13 protein-coding genes are annotated in these 17,995 nt (G+C 68.1%); 7 read left to right on the top strand and 6 right to left on the bottom strand.

The window, feature by feature from the left end; all coding sequences use genetic code 11:
• Positions 1–130: 130 nt before the first annotated feature.
• From glgX to treY, 4 genes are read left to right on the top strand one after another with little or no spacing between them, the layout of a single operon-like run.
• Positions 131–2,263: a glycogen debranching protein GlgX gene (gene glgX / locus IE88_RS0113100; RefSeq protein ID WP_202900507.1), complete on the top strand. Its 2,133-nt coding sequence runs from the start codon at positions 131–133 to the stop codon at positions 2,261–2,263.
• A complete protein-coding gene (gene treZ / locus IE88_RS0113105; RefSeq protein ID WP_031555193.1) occupies positions 2,264–4,051 on the top strand; it encodes a malto-oligosyltrehalose trehalohydrolase in 1,788 nt (595 codons plus the stop codon). It abuts the gene before it with no gap.
• On the top strand, positions 4,048–5,814 hold the full coding sequence (gene malQ, locus IE88_RS0113110) for a 4-alpha-glucanotransferase (RefSeq protein WP_051882189.1): 1,767 nt from the start codon (positions 4,048–4,050) through the stop codon (positions 5,812–5,814). The genes treZ and malQ overlap by 4 nt, the downstream gene beginning before the upstream one ends.
• A complete protein-coding gene (treY, locus tag IE88_RS0113115; RefSeq protein ID WP_051882191.1) occupies positions 5,811–8,066 on the top strand; it encodes a malto-oligosyltrehalose synthase in 2,256 nt (751 codons plus the stop codon). Before malQ ends, treY begins: the two co-directional genes overlap by 4 nt.
• Before the next feature lie 3 nt (positions 8,067–8,069).
• Here treY and serB read toward each other — a convergent pair whose 3' ends face one another.
• The 6 genes from serB to IE88_RS0113145 all read right to left on the bottom strand — a co-directional run bounded on the left by serB (position 8,070) and on the right by IE88_RS0113145 (position 14,861).
• The gene (serB, locus tag IE88_RS0113120; protein WP_036767276.1) at positions 8,070–8,930 is read right to left on the bottom strand and encodes a phosphoserine phosphatase SerB; all 861 of its coding nucleotides are present in this window, start codon (positions 8,928–8,930) and stop codon (positions 8,070–8,072) included.
• Complete coding sequence (gene serA, locus IE88_RS0113125; protein WP_031555200.1) at positions 8,930–10,528, bottom strand: phosphoglycerate dehydrogenase; 1,599 nt, start codon at positions 10,526–10,528, stop codon at positions 8,930–8,932. Before serA ends, serB begins: the two co-directional genes overlap by 1 nt.
• A 33-nt stretch (positions 10,529–10,561) precedes the next feature.
• Positions 10,562–11,719, bottom strand: coding sequence for a phosphoserine transaminase (locus IE88_RS0113130; RefSeq protein ID WP_031555201.1), 1,158 nt, complete (start codon positions 11,717–11,719; stop codon positions 10,562–10,564).
• 62 nt (positions 11,720–11,781) lie between these two features.
• Positions 11,782–12,717 carry a UDP-glucuronic acid decarboxylase family protein gene (locus IE88_RS0113135; protein WP_031555203.1) on the bottom strand — a complete coding sequence of 312 codons (936 nt, stop codon included), beginning with the start codon at positions 12,715–12,717 and terminating at the stop codon, positions 11,782–11,784.
• A 135-nt stretch (positions 12,718–12,852) separates the two neighbouring features.
• Positions 12,853–14,343: a glycerol-3-phosphate dehydrogenase gene (gene glpD / locus IE88_RS0113140; protein ID WP_031555205.1), complete on the bottom strand. Its 1,491-nt coding sequence runs from the start codon at positions 14,341–14,343 to the stop codon at positions 12,853–12,855.
• The gene (locus tag IE88_RS0113145; protein WP_031555206.1) at positions 14,340–14,861 is read right to left on the bottom strand and encodes a 2'-5' RNA ligase family protein; all 522 of its coding nucleotides are present in this window, start codon (positions 14,859–14,861) and stop codon (positions 14,340–14,342) included. Before IE88_RS0113145 ends, glpD begins: the two co-directional genes overlap by 4 nt.
• Positions 14,862–14,966: 105 nt before the next feature.
• On the opposite strand from IE88_RS0113145, the gene IE88_RS0113150 reads away from it, so the two are divergent.
• The 3 genes from IE88_RS0113150 to IE88_RS0113160 are packed head-to-tail and all read left to right on the top strand — an operon-like array spanning position 14,967 to position 17,994.
• Positions 14,967–16,460 carry a flavin-containing monooxygenase gene (locus IE88_RS0113150; protein ID WP_051882193.1) on the top strand — a complete coding sequence of 498 codons (1,494 nt, stop codon included), beginning with the start codon at positions 14,967–14,969 and terminating at the stop codon, positions 16,458–16,460.
• Positions 16,457–17,272, top strand: a complete 816-nt coding sequence (locus IE88_RS0113155; protein WP_031555209.1) for an SDR family NAD(P)-dependent oxidoreductase — start codon at positions 16,457–16,459, stop codon at positions 17,270–17,272. Before IE88_RS0113150 ends, IE88_RS0113155 begins: the two co-directional genes overlap by 4 nt.
• A gap of 20 nt (positions 17,273–17,292) precedes the next feature.
• Positions 17,293–17,994, top strand: a complete 702-nt coding sequence (locus IE88_RS0113160) for a hypothetical protein (protein ID WP_156032597.1) — start codon at positions 17,293–17,295, stop codon at positions 17,992–17,994.
• Position 17,995: the final 1 nt, after the last annotated feature.

Genomic DNA, 17,995 nt, shown 5'->3' on the forward strand with positions numbered 1-17,995 from the left:
TTGGCGTTCCAGCGGGTGCACTGCAAAAGGGCAGGACCGGGAACGGGCCCTGCCCGATCGTGTTCGCTCGGATCGGAAGGCGAGTGCGGCAGGACGCATCTTCCGCAGCGACATGACGAGGAGCGACATCATGCGAGTCTGGCCGGGCGCGCCGTATCCCCTGGGGGCGACCTGGGACGGGTCGGGAACGAACTTCGCCCTGTTCTCGGCGCATGCCGAGAAAGTGGAACTCTGCCTTTTCGACGATGACGGCAAGGAAACCAGCCGCATCGCCATGCCCGAGATGACCCAGGAGGTCTGGCACGGCTATCTGCCGGAGGCGCGGCCGGGCCAGAAATATGGCTGGCGCGTCTACGGCCCCTACGAGCCGGATGCGGGCTACCGGTTCAACCCGAACAAGCTGCTGCTCGATCCCTATGCCAAGAAGATCACCGGCGCGATCGACTGGAACCCGGCGGTCTTCGGCTACAAGCTGGGGCACAAGGACGCGGATCTGAGCTTCAACGAGGACGACTCGGCGCCCTTCGTGCCGAAGGCCGAGGTCATCGACCCCGCCTTCACCTGGTCGGACCGCCGTCCGCGCCACCCCTTCCACGAGACGATCATCTACGAGACGCATCTTCGCGGCTTCACGATGAAATGGCCGGGCATGCCCGATGACCGGCGCGGCACCTTTCTCGGCATGACGGATCCGGAGGTCGTCGCCTATCTCAACGATCTCGGGATCACAGCGGTCGAGCTCCTGCCGATCCACGCCTTCGCGCACGACCAGCGCCTGGAGGAGATGGGGCTCAAGAATTACTGGGGCTACAACTCGATCGGTTTCTTCGCGCCGCAGCCCGAATACACCGCCGATGGCGGCGTGGACGGGGTGAAGTCCTTCGTGCAGGTCATGCACGAGAACGATATCGAGGTGATCCTCGACGTGGTCTACAACCACACCGCCGAGGGCAATCATCTCGGCCCCACCCTGTCCTTCCGGGGAATCGACAACACCTCCTATTATTATCTCACTGACAATCCGCGCTATTACAACGACTTCACCGGCACCGGGAACGCGCTCGAACTGCGCCATCCCTACGTGCTCCGCATGGTCACGGATTCCCTGCGCTACTGGGTGCAGGAGATGCGGGTGGACGGCTTCCGCTTCGATCTCGCCACCACGCTGGCGCGGATCGACGGGGCCTATTCGGAATATGCGGGCTTCCTGACCGCGATCGCGCAGGATCCCGTCCTGTCCAAGGTCAAGCTGATCGCCGAGCCCTGGGACACGGGCATGGGCGGCTATCAGGTCGGCGCCTTCCCGCCCGGCTGGTCGGAATGGAACGACAAGTACCGCGACACCATGCGGAAGTTCTGGAAGGGCGATCCGGGCCAGCTCGGCGAGCTGGCGACGCGCCTGTCGGGCAGTCCCGACCTCTTCAAGCACAGGGGCCGCCGCCCATTTGCCAGCGTGAACTTCATCACCGCCCATGACGGCTTCACCCTGAACGACCTCGTCTCCTACAACGACAAGCATAACGAGGCGAACGGGGAGGGCGGCAATGACGGCCACTCGGACAACCTCTCCTGGAACCACGGCGTCGAGGGGGAGACGGACGACCCCGAGATCGCCGAACTGCGGGCGCGCCAGCGGCGGAACTTCCTCGCCACCTTGTTCCTCAGCCAGGGCATGCCCATGCTCCTCGCCGGGGACGAGCGCGGCCGGACGCAGGGCGGTAACAACAACGCCTATTGCCAGGACAACGAGATCGGCTGGATCGACTGGGAGGAGACGGAGGATTCCGAACGGCTCTTCAACTTCACGAAACGCCTGATCAAGCTGCGCCACGATCATATCGTCTTCCACCGCCACCGCTTCTTCTCGGGCGACAAGATTCCCGGAACGGATGTGCGCGACGTGCGCTGGCTACGCCTCGACGGGCAGGACATGAACCCCGAGGACTGGGAAGACACCGAGCGCAGGCGCTTCGGCCTCCTCCTCTCGGGCGAGGCGGGGCAGGTGCACCTGACCGCCAAGGGCGAGAAGGAGACGGACGACACCTTCCTGATCCTGATGAATTCCTCGCCCGAAGCGCTCGATTACAAGCTGCCGACCGATGTGGCGTCCTCGGCGCCCTGGCGGCTGGTGATCGACACGAATGTGCCGGGCGGCTTCCTCGTCGAGACGGACGAGACCGCGCCCCTGGCCGAGGATGGCAAGATCGCGAGCCGCTCGCTGCGGCTCTTCGTCAAGCGCGTCGCAGAGAACACGGAGGAATAGATGGCCGAGCACAGCATGCCCTTCGGCGCCGAAATCACCGGCGACGGCGTCCGCTTCCGCCTCTGGGCGCCCGATGCCCAGGAGGTGACGCTGATCCTCGAGGGCCAGGCCCACGAAATGCCCCTGCGCGACAATGGATGGCGCGAAGCGGTCGTGCCCGAGGCGCAGGCCGGCGATGCCTACCAGTACAAGATCGGCCAGGATCTTCTCGTCCCCGATCCCGCGAGCCGGGCGCAGAAAAAGGACGTGCACGGCCCGTCTCTGGTCGTGGACCCCATCGCCCATAGCTGGCAGAACCAGGACTGGCGGGGCCTTCCCTTCGAGGAGACGGTGGCGGTCGAGGTCCATGTCGGCGCCGCGACGCCCGAGGGCACGTTTGACGGGCTGCGCCGCAAGCTCGACCATTACAAGGAGTTGGGCGTCACCGCGATCGAGCTGCTTCCCGTGGCCGATTTCGCAGGCCAGCGGAACTGGGGCTATGACGGCGTCCTGCCTTTCGCGCCGGACAGCGCCTATGGCCGCCCCGAGGACCTCAAGCGGCTGATCGACGATGCCCACGGACTTGGGCTGCAGGTCTTCATCGACGTCGTCTACAACCATTTCGGTCCGGACGGGAACTACCTGCACGCCTATGCCGAGCGCTTCTTCGATGCGGAAAAGCAGACGCCCTGGGGGGCGGCGCTGAATTTCTCGGAGCGGCCCGTGCGCGACTTCTTCATCTCGAATGCCGTCTACTGGCTGAACGAGTACCGCTTCGACGGCATCCGCTTCGACGCCGTCCACGCGATCGAAGACATGGCCGGGACCGAAGGCGAGGCCCATTTCCTCGAAGAGATGGCGCGCGTCATCCGCTCCGCGATCGAGCCGGACCGCCATGTCCACCTCATCCTCGAGAACGACGACAACCGCTCCGAACTCCTTGCGCGGGAGGGCGGCGCGCCGCGCCATTACGATGCGCAGTGGAATGACGATTTCCACCACGTCGTGCACCGCATGGTGACCGGAGAGACCGACGGCTATTACGACGATTACGACCGGGCGGCCGAGCGGCTGGCGCGGGTCCTGTCCGAAGGCTTCGCCTATCAGGGCGAGGCGAGCCCCCATCGCGACGGCGCCCATCGGGGAACGCCGTCCGCGGACCTGCCGCCGCAGGCCTTTGTCAGCTTCATCCAGAACCACGACCAGGTCGGCAACAGGGCGCTCGGCGACCGCATCTCCGCCGCCGCGCCGCGCGAGGCGGTGGAGGCTGCGACCGCGCTCTATCTTCTGTGCCCGCAGATCCCGATGATCTGGATGGGAGAGGAATGGGCCGCGACCAGCACCTTCCCCTTCTTCTGCGATTTCTCCGGCGATCTGGCGGATGCCGTGCGCGAGGGGCGGCGGCGGGAATTCTCCCGCTTCGAGCGCTTCGCCGACCCGGCTGCGCGGGAGCTCATCCCCGATCCGAATGCGGAGGACACCTTCCTCGCCGCCAAGCTCGACTGGCAGGAGATCGGCCGCCACGTCCATCAGGACCGCCTCGACCTGTTCCGTCACCTGATCGCCCTGAGAAAGGAATATGTCGTTCCCCTCCTCAAGAGCGGACGGCCGCAGGTGGAGGCGGCGCATGAGGGGGGTGGCGTGACCGTGCGCTACGATTTCGGCGGCCGGGTCCTGAGCTTCGCCGTCAATCTGACGGCCGAGCCCGTGCCGCTCGGCGACGCGCTGCGCGGCGAGGTCCTCTTCTCCACCCATGAGGCATCGCCGGGCGAAATGCCCGCCTGGTCCCTGACGGCCACCCTGTCATGACGTCGTCGAACCGGATCCACGTGCCTTCCAGCTTCGAGGATGCGGGCGGCAAGACCCGCGCCGTCCCCGAAGACACGATCCGCATCCTGAAAGGCATACTCGACGAAGCGCCCGATAGCGGCGCGCCGCTGAAGCCGTCCCGGGCCTATACGCCGCCCGCGCTGGAAGAGGGCGGCAAGGCGTTCGGCGTGGCGGTCCAGCTTTATGCGCTGCGCTCCGAGCGGAACTGGGGAATCGGTGATTTCACGGATCTTGCGGCGGTGATGCGCTGGGCGGCGGGCCTCGGCGCCGCCTATGTGGGGGTGAACCCGCTCCATGCCCTGTTCCTGTCGGCGCCCGGGCGGGCGAGCCCCTACTATCCGTCCTCGCGGCTTTTCCTGAACCCGCTCTATATCGACCCGGACAATGTCGCCGTGGGCGAGGAGGCGGTCGAGCTCCGCAATCCGCAGGCCGAGGCGCGCATCGCCAGGGCGCGGGCCGGCGCGCTGATCGACTACGAAGCGGTTGCGGCCGCGAAACGGCCCGCTCTCGAAGCGCTCTTCGCCGGTTTCGAGGCACATGGGGAGCCTGCGCGCCGAACGCAGTTCGCGCAGTTCCGCGAGGAGGCCGGCGAGCCGCTTCACCGCCATGCGCTCTTCGAGGCGCTGCACGAACATTTCGCGGCCGAGGGGCGCGATGGCGGATTTCACGCCTGGCCCGAGGAGTATTCCCGGCCCTATAGCCCGGCGGTTCGTGCCTTCGCGGACGAAAAGGCGGACCGGGTCGCCTTCCACGCCTATCTGCAATGGATCGCGCGGCTGCAGCTCGAAGAGGCCGCGGGCGCGGGCGTGCAGGCACAGCCTGCGACGACGCTCTATCTCGACCTCGCCGTGGGCGCCGCGCCGGACGGCTCGGAGCTGTGGTCCGGCGGCGATCGCTATGTCCGCTCCTGCCGCCTCGGCGCGCCGCCCGATCCCATGGCGCCGCAGGGTCAGGACTGGGGCCTGCCGCCGCTCAATCCCAAGGCGCTCTCCGCAGAGGGCTACGAGACGCTGAGAAACGTGCTGGCGGGATCGATGGCCTATGCGGGGGCGCTCAGGGTCGATCACGTGCTGGGCTTCGATCGCCAGTTCTGGATCCCGGAAGGAAAGCGCGCGGCCGAAGGCGGTTATGTCGCCTTCCCCCGCGACGACATGCTGGCCGTCACGGCGGAAGAGAGCCGCAAGGCGCGCTGCCTCGTCGTGGGCGAGGACCTCGGCACCGTGCCCGAGGGCCTGACCGAGGCGCTGCACGAGGCCGATATCCTGTCCTATGAGGTGGCCCGCTGGGCGCGGGACGAAGACGGCGCCTTCTTGGCGGCGGACGCCTATCCCCGCCTCTGCCTCGCCGTGGCGAGCACGCATGACATCGTCCCCATCGCCGGCTGGCTCAAGGGCGGCGAGATCGACACGCGCGCCGAACTCGGCCTGTGGTCGGATGCGGACGAGGAACGGGCTGCGCGCGAGGCCTGGGAAGAAGAGCGCGACGGCCTCCTCGCGCTGTGGGGCATGACGGCGGATGCGCCGCCCGAAGAGGTGGTGGCGGCCGCGCACAGGTTCCTGGGTGAAAGCCGCGCCGCCGTGGTGATGGTCGCGCTCGAGGACCTCCTCCTTCAGGAGGCGCAGGTGAACCTGCCGGGCACGACGGACGCGCATCCCAATTGGCGCCGCCGCTATGCGCGCGAAATTTCGGACTGGACCGGCGATGCGGCCGTGCGCGCTCTGGCTCTGGAGGCTCGGCGATGACCTCGGTGACCGCGACCTATCGTTTGCAGTTCGGCGGCGAGACGACATTCGACAGGGCGGCCGAGCTGGCGCCCTATTTCCGCAAGCTCGGCATCAGCCATCTCTATGCCAGCCCCGTCTTCGCCGCGCGCGAGGGCAGCACGCATGGCTATGACGTCACCGACTACAACACGCTGAACCCCGCGCTCGGCGGGCGTGAAGGGTTCGAGCGCATGGCGGCGGCGCTGAAAGCCGAGGGCCTCGGCCTGATCCTCGACATCGTGCCGAACCACATGGCGGCGAGCCCTCAGAACCCCTGGCTGGCCGATGCGATGGCCAAGGGGCAGGCCTCGGAGCACGCCGCGGCCTTCGACATCGACTGGGACAGGGCGGACGGAAAGCTCGTCCTGCCCGTGCTCGGCGCGCCCCTCGAAGAGGTGCTCGGCAGAGGCGAGCTCAAGCTCGTGGACGATGACCGTTTCGGCCGCGCCATCGACTATTACGGCACGCGCTTCCCGCTGGCCGAAGGCAGCGAGACGGAGGATCTGGCAGAGACCCTGTCGCGCCAGCATTACGCCTTGAGCTTCTGGCGCGACCTTCACCGCCTCAACTATCGCCGCTTCTTCGACATCACGGACCTGATCGGGGTGCGGATGGAGGATGAGCGCGTTTTCGATGCGTCCCACCGCCTGCTCAAGGAGCTGATCGGCGAGGAGCTGATCGACGGCGTGCGGGTCGATCACGTCGACGGCATGCGCGACCCGAAGGGCTATCTCGAAAGGCTGGCCGCCCTGTTCCCGGAGGCGGACACGCCGCCCGTCTGGGTCGAGAAGATCGTCGAGGGCGAGGAGCGCATTCCCGCCGACTGGCCGGTGCGCGGCGAGACGGGCTATGCCGTCATGCCCTGGCTCGACGGCGTGCTGACGGAGACCGGGGCGGAGCGCGCTCTCACCGACCTCTACGCCGAGCTGACCGGCGAAACGCGAAGCTTCCACGCCGTCGAGGTGGAGGCGAAGCGCGAGATCATCGCCGGCCCCTTCGACCATGAATTCGATCTGCTGGCCGAACGGCTGGCGGGCCGGCTCGGCCGGGATGCTGGCGCCGTCCGGGGCGTGATCGAGGAAATCGCCGTCGCCTTCCCGATCTATCGCACCTATCTGCGGCCGGGCGAAAGCCATGATGCGCAGCGCCTGAGAGCCTTCGCGGGCGAGGCGAAGGGTGGGAAGGACGATGCCTATGAGGCGGTCCTCTCGGTGCTGAGCGATCCGGACATGCCCGAAGCGCTAAATTTCCAGCAGATGACCGGCCCCGTCACCGCCAAGGCGGTCGAGGATACGAGCTTCTATCGCTGGCATCGCTGGTCGGCGCTCAACGAGGTCGGCGGCGATCCCGCCATTTTCGGGCGGAGCCCTGATGCCTTCCATTCGCGCATGCAGGAGAGGGCGCAGCGCGCGCCGCTGGCGCTTTCCGCAACCGCGACCCATGACACCAAGCGCGGCGAGGATGTCCGGGCCCGGCTCGCCGCCGCGAGCCATGTGCCGGACGAATGGGCGTCCTGGGCGAGGGATTGGTGGAACGCCTCGGCCGCGCAGCGAGAGGGCGTGTCCGGCTCCGACGCCTATCTTCTGTTCCAGACCATAGTCGGCTTCTGGCCCGTGAACGGCGAGGATCCACGCGATGGGCTGGCGGACCGTCTCTCCGCCTATATGCTCAAGGCGGCGCGGGAGGCGAAGCGCGATACGTCCTGGACCGATGGCGACGAGGCCTACGAGAAACGGCTCGACCGCCTTGCAAGGGCCGCCTGCGAGGGCGAGCTGGCGCGGCGGGCCGAGACGGCGGCGCATGCGCTGGCGGGGCCCGCGGCGGACCTCTGTGTCGCGCGCGCCGTGCTGAAGGCCGCGATCCCGGGCGTGCCGGACACCTATCAGGGCACGGAGCTGACCGATCTCAGCCTCGTCGATCCCGACAACCGGCGCCCCGTCGATTTCGAGCGCAGGAAGACGCTCCTGGCGCGCGGCGGTGACGGCCCCGCCGCGCGCAAGATGGCGGCGACGGCCGCGATGCTGCGCCTGCGGCGGGATCATCCGGACGTCTTCCTCGATGGCGGCTACGCGCCGGTCGAAGCCGGAACGGGCGCGCTCGCCTTCACCCGCGGCGGGAACGGCAAGAGCATCTCGGTTGCGGTCGCCATTGCGCCCGGGGCATCCCTCCCGGAGATCCCCGGAGAGAGTGTGCTGGACGACCGGGCGGCGAGAGTGACGCTCGAAGCCTGAGGCTCAGGCGTCCGCCCACTGATCGCGCGGGATTCCGAGGAGGTAGAGGAGCCCGCGCAGATCCGCATGGACGAGGCGCAGAGGCGCGGCCTCGGCGACGACCGGCTTGGCGCGGAATGCGACACCCAGCGGCACGGCCGTCAGCATGCTGAGGTCGTTCGCGCCGTCCCCGACGCAGATCGCGTCATCAGGCGCCGCGCCGAGTTCGGCCAGCTCGGCCTCCAGCCTTTCGCGCTTGGCCTCCCGGCCGAGGATCGGGTCCACCACCCGGCCGGACAGCGTGCCGCCTTCGACCCCCAGCGTATTGCCGAAGGCCGCGTCGAAGCCTGCCCTTCCGGCAACGGCATCGGTGAACTGGGTGAAGCCGCCCGAGACGAGGACGCAGCGCACGCCCCTGGCGCGCAGCGTCCTCGTCAGGACCCGCGCGCCGGGCGTCAGGGTGATCCGTTCGGCGAGAACCTGTTCGAGCGCGGCCAGCGGCAGGCCCGCCAGCGTCTTCACCCGCGCGCGCAGCGCCTCCTCGAAGTCGAGCTCGCCGCGCATGGCGGCCTCGGTCACGGCGGCCACGGCGGGTCCGTGCCCCGCCGCATCGGCGAGTTCGTCGAGGCATTCCTGCCCGATGATCGTCGAATCCATGTCGGCGAGGAGGAGGCGGACCTCGCGCCCTCCGCCCGGCAGGACATTGGCATCGATCCCGGCCGGCACCGTGACCCCGGCGAGCCAGCCGCGCAGCGCGTCGAGGCTCTCCTGCGTCTCGATCTCCACCGCGCCGCCGAGATCCCGCACCCGCCCGCCGGTCTCGCCCGAGAAGAGCGCGGCGAGGTCGGAGGCGCCTTCGCCGATCAGGCTGAGGATCGCCCCCATCAGAAGCGCAAGGGGTCGGCGGATTGCACGTGGGGCAGGGCGCGTATCGCCTTGAGGAGGTCGCCGCCCACCGCTTCGTCCGTAGCGATCAGCGCGACGGCCTCGCCGCCCGCATGGTGGCGGCCGAGATTGAACGTGGCGATGTTCACGCCCGCCTCGCCCATCCGGTCGCCGAGCGCGCCGATGAAGCCCGGGCGGTCATCATTGACGACATAGAGCATGTGTTCGGAGAAGCTGGCTTCGAGGCGCACCTCGCCGATGCGCACGACGCGCGGCTCGCCGCCGAAGAGGGCGCCGGTGACTTCCCGCGTCTCCTTCTCCGTGCGGATCGACAGGGTGATGGTCGAGCCGAAATTGGGCGAGCGGTCGGTCTTGGTCTGAGTGATCTGCACGCCGCGCTTCTGCGCCACGCTCAGCGCGTTGACGGTGTTCACCCCCTGCAGCATGGGCCGCAGCGCAGCCGAGACGGCGGCGGCGGTCATGGGGGCGAGGTTCAAACCCGCCACGGCGCCTGCGAAGGTGACCTCGATCTCCTCGACGCCCGTTGCGGTAAGCTGGCCGCCAAAGCTGCCGAGGCGCTCGGCCAGCGCGATGAAGGGGCGCAGCTTGGGCGCCTCCTCGGCGGACACGGAGGCCATGTTGAGCGCATTGGTGACCGCGCCGCTCAGAAGGTAATCCGCGATCTGCTCGGCGATCTGGACCGCGACATTTTCCTGCGCCTCGGTCGTCGCGGCGCCAAGATGCGGCGTGCAGACCACGTCATCGCGCCCGAACAGGATATTGTCGGTCGCAGGCTCGGTCTCGAAGACGTCGAGCGCGGCGCCCGCGACCTGTCCCGCATCGAGCGCCTCGGCGAGCGCCCGCTCGTCGATCAGGCCGCCGCGGGCGCAGTTGATGATCCGCACGCCCCGTTTCGTTTTCGAAAGCGCTTCGCCCGAGAGGATGTTTCGCGTCTGGTCGGTGAGCGGGGTGTGAAGCGTGATGAAGTCCGCGCGCGACAGGAGCGTTGCCAGCGAGACCTTCTCGACGCCCAGTTCGACCGCCCGTTCCTCGGTCAGATAGGGGTCGAAGGCGACGACCTTCATGTGCAGGCCCTGCGCGCGGTCGGCGACGATGGAGCCGATATTCCCGCAGCCGATCAGGCCGAGCGTCTTGCCGTAGAGCTCGCGCCCCATGAAGCGGGATTTCTCCCACTTGCCCTGATGGGTGCTCTCGTTCGCCTGCGGGATCTGGCGGGACAGGGCGAACATCATCGCGATGGCATGCTCGGCCGTGGTCACCGCATTGCCGAAGGGCGTGTTCATCACCGCGATGCCGGCGCTGGTCGCCGCGTCGATATCGATATTGTCGACGCCGATCCCGGCCCGCCCGATCACTCTGAGGTCCGGCGCGGCTTTGATGACCTCGGCCGTCGCCCTGGTGGCCGAGCGGATGGCGAGGCCTTGATGGCCGGGGAGCGCGGCTTTGAGCGCTTCGGGATCCTTGCCGAGCGAGGGATCGAAGGTCACCGAAATGCCGCGCGCCTCGAGCACGCGGACGGCATCTTCGGAGAGCTTGTCGGAGATCAGGACGCGGGGGGCGGGAGCAGCATCGGTCATGCGCGGCCTTTTGTGCGATGCAGGAAGGCTTGGCTAGCCCGATATCGCGCCGATTTCACTCTCGAAGGCCCAATCGAGCCATTGCGTGAGCAGGCGCACATCCTGCGGCTCGACCGTGGCGCCGCACCAGATGCGCAGTCCCGGCGGGGCGTCGCGATAGGCCCCGATATCGAAGGCTGCCTCTTCGGCGGCGAGACGCTTCTCGATCGCCTTCTGGAAGGCGCGCTGCCCGTCCTCCGGCAAGGAGGCGATGCGCGGATCGACGATCTTGAGGCAGACGGAGGTATTCGAGCGCGCGGCGGGGTCTTCGGCCAGGTTCTCGATCCACTCCGTCCGCGCGACCCACTCGCCGAGCAGCTTCGCATTCTCGTTCGCGCGGGCCTTCAGGCCGGAAAGGCCGCCCACCGTCTCGGCCCAGGACAGCGCATCGAGATAATCCTCGACCGCCAGCATGGAAGGGGTGTTGATCGTCGCGCCCTCGAAGATGCCCTCGATCAGCTTGCCGCCCTTGGTCAGGCGGAAGATCTTCGGAATCGGCCAGGCGGGGGTGTGGCTTTCGAGGCGCTCCACCGCGCGCGGGCCTAGGATGAGGATGCCGTGCTGCGCCTCGCCGCCCAGCACTTTCTGCCAGGAATAGGTGACGACATCGAGCCTGTCCCAGGGCAGGTCCTGCGCGAAGGCCGCGGAGGTGGCATCGCACAGGGTCAGGCCCTGCCGGTCCGGCTTGATCCAGTCACCGTTCGGCACGCGCACGCCGGAGGTGGTGCCGTTCCATGTGAAGAGGACATCCGTGTCCGTATCGACCGAAGCGAGATCGGGAAGCGCGCCGTAATCGGCGGTGACGACGATCGGCTCCAGGCCAAGCTGCTTGACCGCGTCGGTCACCCAGCCCTGCCCGAAGCTTTCCCAGGCGAGCGCCGTGACGGGCCGCGCGCCGAGAAGTGTCCACATCGCCATCTCGTAGGCGCCGGTGTCCGAGGCGGGGACGATGCCGATCAGGTGGCTCTCCGGCACCTCCAGCACGGCACGCGTCTTGTCGATCGCCTCTTTCAGGCGCGCCTTGCCGAGCGCGGAGCGGTGCGAGCGGCCGAGCGCATCGGTGCGCAGCGCGCCCGCGTCCCAGCCGGGGCGCTTGGCGCAGGGGCCGGAAGAGAAGGACGGGTTGGCGGGGCGTTCGGTGGGACGATTCATGCCGCCCTTATAGAGATCGCCCTGGGGCGATGCAGCCGCTTTTGCTGCGGCTGCGATACAAATCAGCAGCCGTGAGCCTGAAAATAGGCGATCGTGCGCTGAAGCCCCTCTTCAAGCGGCGTTTTCGGCTCGAAGCCCAGGATTTCGCGCGCCTTGGTGATGTCGGGCTGGCGCTGCTTGGGGTCGTCCTGGGGCAGGTCGTGATAGGTCACGCGCGAGGGGGTGTCGGTCATCTTGACGATGAGCTCGGCTGCCTCCCGGATCGTCATCTCGCGCGGATTGCCGATATTGATCGGGCCCGCCACGTCCTTTGGCTGGTCGAGCAGGGCGATGATGCCGCGGACCAGATCATCGACATAGCAGAAGCTGCGGGTCTGGCTGCCATCGCCATAGATGGTGATGTCCTCGCCGCGCAGCGCCTGGCAGATGAAGTTCGAGATCACCCGGCCATCGTCCGCCTGCATGCGCGGGCCGTAAGTGTTGAAGATCCGCACGATCTTGGTGTCGATGCCGTGCTGGCGGCGATAGTCGTGGAACAGCGTCTCGGCGCAGCGCTTGCCCTCGTCATAGCAGGAGCGGGGCCCCGTGAAGCTGACCGAGCCGACATATTCCTCGGGCTGAGGGTGGACGTCCGGATCGCCATAGACCTCGGAGGTCGAGGCCTGGAGCACCTTCGCGCCCGTGCGCTTTGCGAGGCCGAGAACGTTGATCGTGCCGTGGACGCAGGTCTTCGTCGTCTGCACGGGATCGAACTGATAATGCTTGGGGCTGGCCGGGCAGGCGAAGTTCAGGATTGCGTCGCATTCGACATAGAGCGGGAAAGTGATGTCGTGCCGGATCACCTCGAAGAGGGGATTGTCCAGCATGTGCAGGATGTTCTGCTTGCGGCCCGTGAAGAAGTTGTCGACGCAGAGGACCTCGTCGCCGCGCGCGAGCAGCACCTCGCAGAGATGCGAGCCGAGAAAGCCGGCGCCGCCGGTGACGAGTACGCGAGTCATAGATTCATCCTGCCTGCGGTCCGAAGCCGCAATCTACGCACAAACCACGCCGCGGCCAGTCCGGTTCCCAGAAGGGCCTGCGTGAAAAGCGGCGCGGTGCCAGCCTGTTGGCCGCCGGCTGCGGCAGCAATGTGATCAGGCAGGGATCGTTTCGCGGGAGAACCATTCCGTCACCGCCGCGCGGGTCGCCTCGTCGCTGTGCAGTCCGCGCTTGGACCTGCGCCACAGGAAGTCCGCGCCGCTGCGGGCGAATTCATGATCCCGGACATAGCGCAGCTCCGCCTCGTGGATGCCGCTGCCGAAGTCGCGGCCGAGATCCGACAGGCTTACGGCGCCCTTGGTGATCCGGGCGGCGCGGGTGCCGTAGTCGCGCAGATAGCGGCGGGCGATGGCCTCGGGCAGCCAGGGACGGTCCTTCCGGAACGCCAAGAGCGCGTCTTCGAAATCGGCGAAGTCGCCGCCGGGCAGAGGCGCTTCATGCGTCCATTCGGGCGCCATCGGCGGCAGATGCGGCTCCAGCTTTTCGAGCGCCTCGAGCGCGAGCACCCGGTAGGTGGTCAGCTTGCCGCCCAGAATGTCGAGGAGCGGCGGGGCGGCGGTGACGAGGTCCAGCTCATAATCGCGCGACAGCTTCGCCGCCTCCTCGGCTTCGGCGCCGTAGAGCGGGCGCACCCCCGAATAGGTCCAGGCGATGTCCTGGCGCGAGACCGGCTCGGCGAGGCAGCGGTTCACCGCGTCCAGCAGGTAGTCCGTCTCCTCTTGCGAGATCGAGACCTCGCGCGGCTCCCCCTCGAAATTCCGGTCCGTCGTGCCGATCAGGGTGAAGTCCTGCTCATAGGGCAGGGCGAAGATGATCCGGCCGTCCTCGTTCTGGAACATGTATGCGTCGTCATGCGCGAAGAGGCGGCGGGTCACGATGTGGCTGCCCTGCACGAGGCGGGGCGCGCGGGCATCGTTCCGGCCGAAGACTCCGCGCGCCACCGCCTCCGCCCAGGGGCCCGCGGCGTTGACGACCGCGCCTGCGGAGACGGTGTCTTCCCCGCCCGTCTCCTCGTCCCGCAGCGTCACCTGCCAGGCGCCGTCGGCTTCGCGCGCGGTGACGGCGCGGGTGCGGGTGCGGATATCCGCGCCGCGCTCTTTCGCATCGACGAGGTTCAGGACGACGAGGCGGTTGTCCTGAACCCAGCCGTCCCAATAGGTGAAGCCGCGCGTGAGGCGCGGGGCGAGCCCCTGGCCGGCGGGATCGGTCTTCAGGTTCACCGAGCCGCTGCCCGGCACCCGCTTGCGCCGCGCGAGATGGTCGTAGAGGAACAGCCCCGCCCGGATCATCCAGGCCGGGCGCACCCCTTCGTCATGGGGCAGGACGAAACGCTGCGGCCATGTGATGTGCGGCGCGTTGCGCAGGATGACCTCGCGTTCTTTCAGCGCCTTGCGCACGAGGCCGAACTCGTAATGCTCGAGATAACGCAGGCCGCCATGGATGAGCTTGGTGCTGGCCGACGAGGTCGCCCCGCCGATATCGCCGCATTCGGCGAGGCAGACCGAGAGCCCGCGGCCCGCCGCGTCGCGCGCGATGCCCGAGCCGTTCACTCCGCCGCCGATCACCAGAAGGTCGTAGCGCTTCATTCCGTTCCCCCCTCGCCGCAGAACCCCACTGCACCCATCGCGCCCCACGGGCCACCCTTATAGGCCCAGATCTGCACGCCCTCGGCGCGGGCGGCAAAGGGTTCGAAGCCGGCGCGGATGACGCCGAGCGAGGCCTTCGCCGTGTCCGGCGTCACCTTGTTCTGCACGGTGACATGGGCCCTGAAACGCTGACGGTCCTGTCCGGTCAGCCAGTGGGAGAAGCGGCCCGCGAGATCGGCCCGCAGATCGTCCAGCGCTCTCGCGGCGAGGCGGTAGGCCACGCCCTTGCCCAAGGGGACGACCTCGGCGACCTCCACCGCGAAGGCGGCTCGCCGGGCGCAGGCCTCGCCGACATGGCGGAGCACCGCTTCGTATTCCTCGCCCGGCAGCTTGTGGAACAAAGTCAGATGCGCCGGCACCTGATCGAGGCGGGGCGGGAACCAGCGCTGCCGCTCGCGGTCGAAGAATCCTTGCGTTTCTGCATCGAGTTGCAGGGTGAGAATGATCGGATCGGTCATGCGCGGAGAGAATAGTGCTCTTCACGGCCGCGGCTTCTCTGGCGAGACGGCGCGACATCTGGAACAAAGAGGAAAAGACCACGCACGCGCCCCCGGGGAGGCATTATGAGCGGTGAGCATTTCGACGTCCTGATCGTCGGCGCAGGCATTTCCGGCGTCGGCGCGGCCTATCACCTCCAGAAGCGCTTTCCGGACAAGAGCTACGCCATCCTCGAAGGCCGCGAGCGCATGGGCGGGACATGGGACCTGTTCCGCTATCCCGGCATCCGGTCGGATTCGGACATGTACACGCTGGGCTATCCCTTCCGCCCCTGGCGCGGCGACAAGGCGATCACCGAGGGGCACACGATCCGCGAATATGTCGAGGACACGGCGCGCGAATTCGGCATCGACCGCCATATCCGCTTCTCCCACCGGGTGGAGGCGGCGGAGTGGTCGTCGGAGGAGGCGCGCTGGACGCTGACCGTGCGCGGGCCCGAGGGCGGGACGGCGCGGATGACCTGCCGCTTCCTTCTCTCCTGCTGCGGCTATTACGACTACGAGCAGGGCTATATGCCCGATTTCCCGGGCGCGGACGATTTCGGCGGCGCGCTGATCCATCCCCAGCATTGGCCCGAGGATTTCGACGTCTCCGGCAAGCGCATGATCGTCATCGGCAGCGGCGCGACGGCCGTCACCCTCGTCCCGGCGCTGGTGCAGGAAGGCGCCGAGCACGTCACCCTGCTGCAGCGCTCGCCGACCTATGTTGCTTCGCGGCCTGCCAAGGACCCGCTCGCGCGGATCGTGAACCGCTGGCTGCCGCCCTCGATCGGCCACCAGATCCTGCGCGCCAAGAGCGTGCTCCTGGGCATCTGGATCTACCAGCTCTCGCGCAGGAAGCCCGAGACGGTCAGGCGCAAGCTCGCCGAATATGCCGAGGGCAAGCTCGGCGGAAAGGTGCCCGTCGATCCGCATTTCACGCCGAGCTACGACCCCTGGGACCAGCGGCTCTGCCTCGTTCCCGACGACGACCTGTTCGAGGTCCTGCGCGAAGGGCAGGCCTCGATCGTCACGGGCCATATCGGCCGCTTCACCGGGAAGGGCATCGCGCTTTCATCGGGCGAAAGCCTCGAAGCGGACGTGATCGTTTCGGCAACGGGGCTGAACCTCAAGCCGCTGGGCGGCATGGCGGTCACCATTGACGGCGAGGCGCTCGATCCGGGCCAGACCTACAACTACAAGGGCATGATGTTTTCGGGCGTGCCGAACTTCGCGGCCATGTTCGGCTATACCAATGCCAGCTGGACGCTGAAGACCGACCTCGCCAGCCGCTATGTCTGCCGCCTGATCAAGGAGACGGACAAGCGCGGCGCGGGCTGGTGCGTGCCGCGCCTCGGCGGACAGGCGCCAGAGCCGCAGCCGCTGGTGGATTTCTCCGCCGGCTATATCCAGCGCGGCATCCACATGTTCCCGCGCCAGGGGACCGAGCGGCCCTGGCGCAATCACGACGACTATCTGCGCGACCTCGCCGACGTCACCTTCGCGCGGCTCGATGACGGCGCCATGCGCTTCGAGGGCGAGGCGCCCGCAGCGCCAGCGGATGAAAGGATCGCATCGTGAGCGGATTTCCCTATAGCGGCACCGCCCTCGTCACCGGCGCGGGCTCGGGCATCGGCCGGGCGCTGGCGCATGGCCTGGCCGGGCGGGGCATGGACCTCGCCCTCGCCGACATCTCCGAGGAGCGCCTCGACGCGGTGGCGAAAGAGCTGCGCAGCAATAGCCGCAAGGTGACGACCCATGTGCTGGACGTCGCCGACAAGGAGGCGGTCGCCGCGCTGCCGCAGGCCGTGCGGCGCGATCACGGGACGGTCTCGCTCCTCTTCAACAATGCCGGCGTGGCGCTCGGGGGCGATTTCGAGGAGGTCGCGGAAGAGGATTTCGACTGGCTGGTCGCGATCAACTTCTCGGGCGTCGTGCGGATGACCCGCGCTTTCCTGCCGCTCCTGCGCGAAGCGCCCAAGGCCCGGCTCGTCAACGTCTCCTCGATCTACGGCGTCATCGCGCCGGCGGGCCAGACGGCCTATTCGGCGTCGAAGTTCGCCGTGCGCGGCTTTTCCGAGGCGCTGCGCCATGAGCTCGACGGATCGAGCGTCGGCGTCACCGTCGTCCATCCGGGCGGCATCGCGACCAATATCGCCAAGGACGCGCGCGTGAACGCCGAGGCGAGCGACGAAGACATCGAGAAGCGGCGCGCCCAGGCGGACAGGTTCCTGCGCATGCCGCCGCCGCGCGCGGCCGAGATCATCCTGCGCGCGGTGGAAAAGGATGCTCCGCGCGTCCTCGTGGGCAATGACGCGAAGATCGCCGAGACCCTGCAGCGCCTGCTGCCTGCCCGCTATTGGGGCGTGCTGAGCCGCAGGGCCATGGGCTGAGGCAGGATGAGACGTCTTCTTTGCTGTTTTTGCGCGGCCTCGGTTTTTCGACGGCTGCGGCCCAGAATACGGGCGGCGTCATCGCGCCGGGCGTCGCGGGCGGCCATCGCGCGGTGCAGTACCGCATGGCCTTCGCCCCCGGCGAGGGCGGCACGCCGGACGGCCTCGCCCAGCGCCTCCACTACGAGCAGTCGCTGGATGGCGACCGCATGGCCCGGCTCGTCGTCCAGACCGCCACGATCGAAGGGCGGGGCACCGAATTCGCCTTCGTGCAGGGCGAGCTCCTCTGGGAGCTGTCGGACGATGCCGATGCCTGGAAGCGCGGCCTGCGCTTCGATCTGCGCCTGCGCGACAATGGCGGGCCGCATCACGTCGGGCTCAATTTCGCCAATCAATGGGCGCTGACCGAGCGCCTGAGCGCGCGCCTCGTCGGGCTGACCGCGCTCCAGCTGGGCGAGGGGCGCAGCGACGGCATCGCCCTGTCCTCCCGCGCGCAGCTCGCCTATCGGCTGGACAGCGGCCTCGTCCTCGGCGTCGAGAGCTATGACATCTACGGCTCCACCTCGCGCCTGCGGGCCTTCGACCGGGCCGACCACCAGGTCGGCCCTTTCGTGTCCGCGAACTTGGGCGAAGGCTGGCAGCTGGTCGGCGGCGCGCTGTTCGGCGTCTCCGGCGCCGCGCGCGACACCGATCTCAGGGTCTGGTTCGGCCGGAGTTTCTGAA

Origin of the sequence: Parvularcula oceani (genome assembly GCF_000733125.1) — a bacterium.
GTDB classification, from domain to species: Bacteria; Pseudomonadota; Alphaproteobacteria; order Caulobacterales; family Parvularculaceae; genus Parvularcula; species Parvularcula oceani.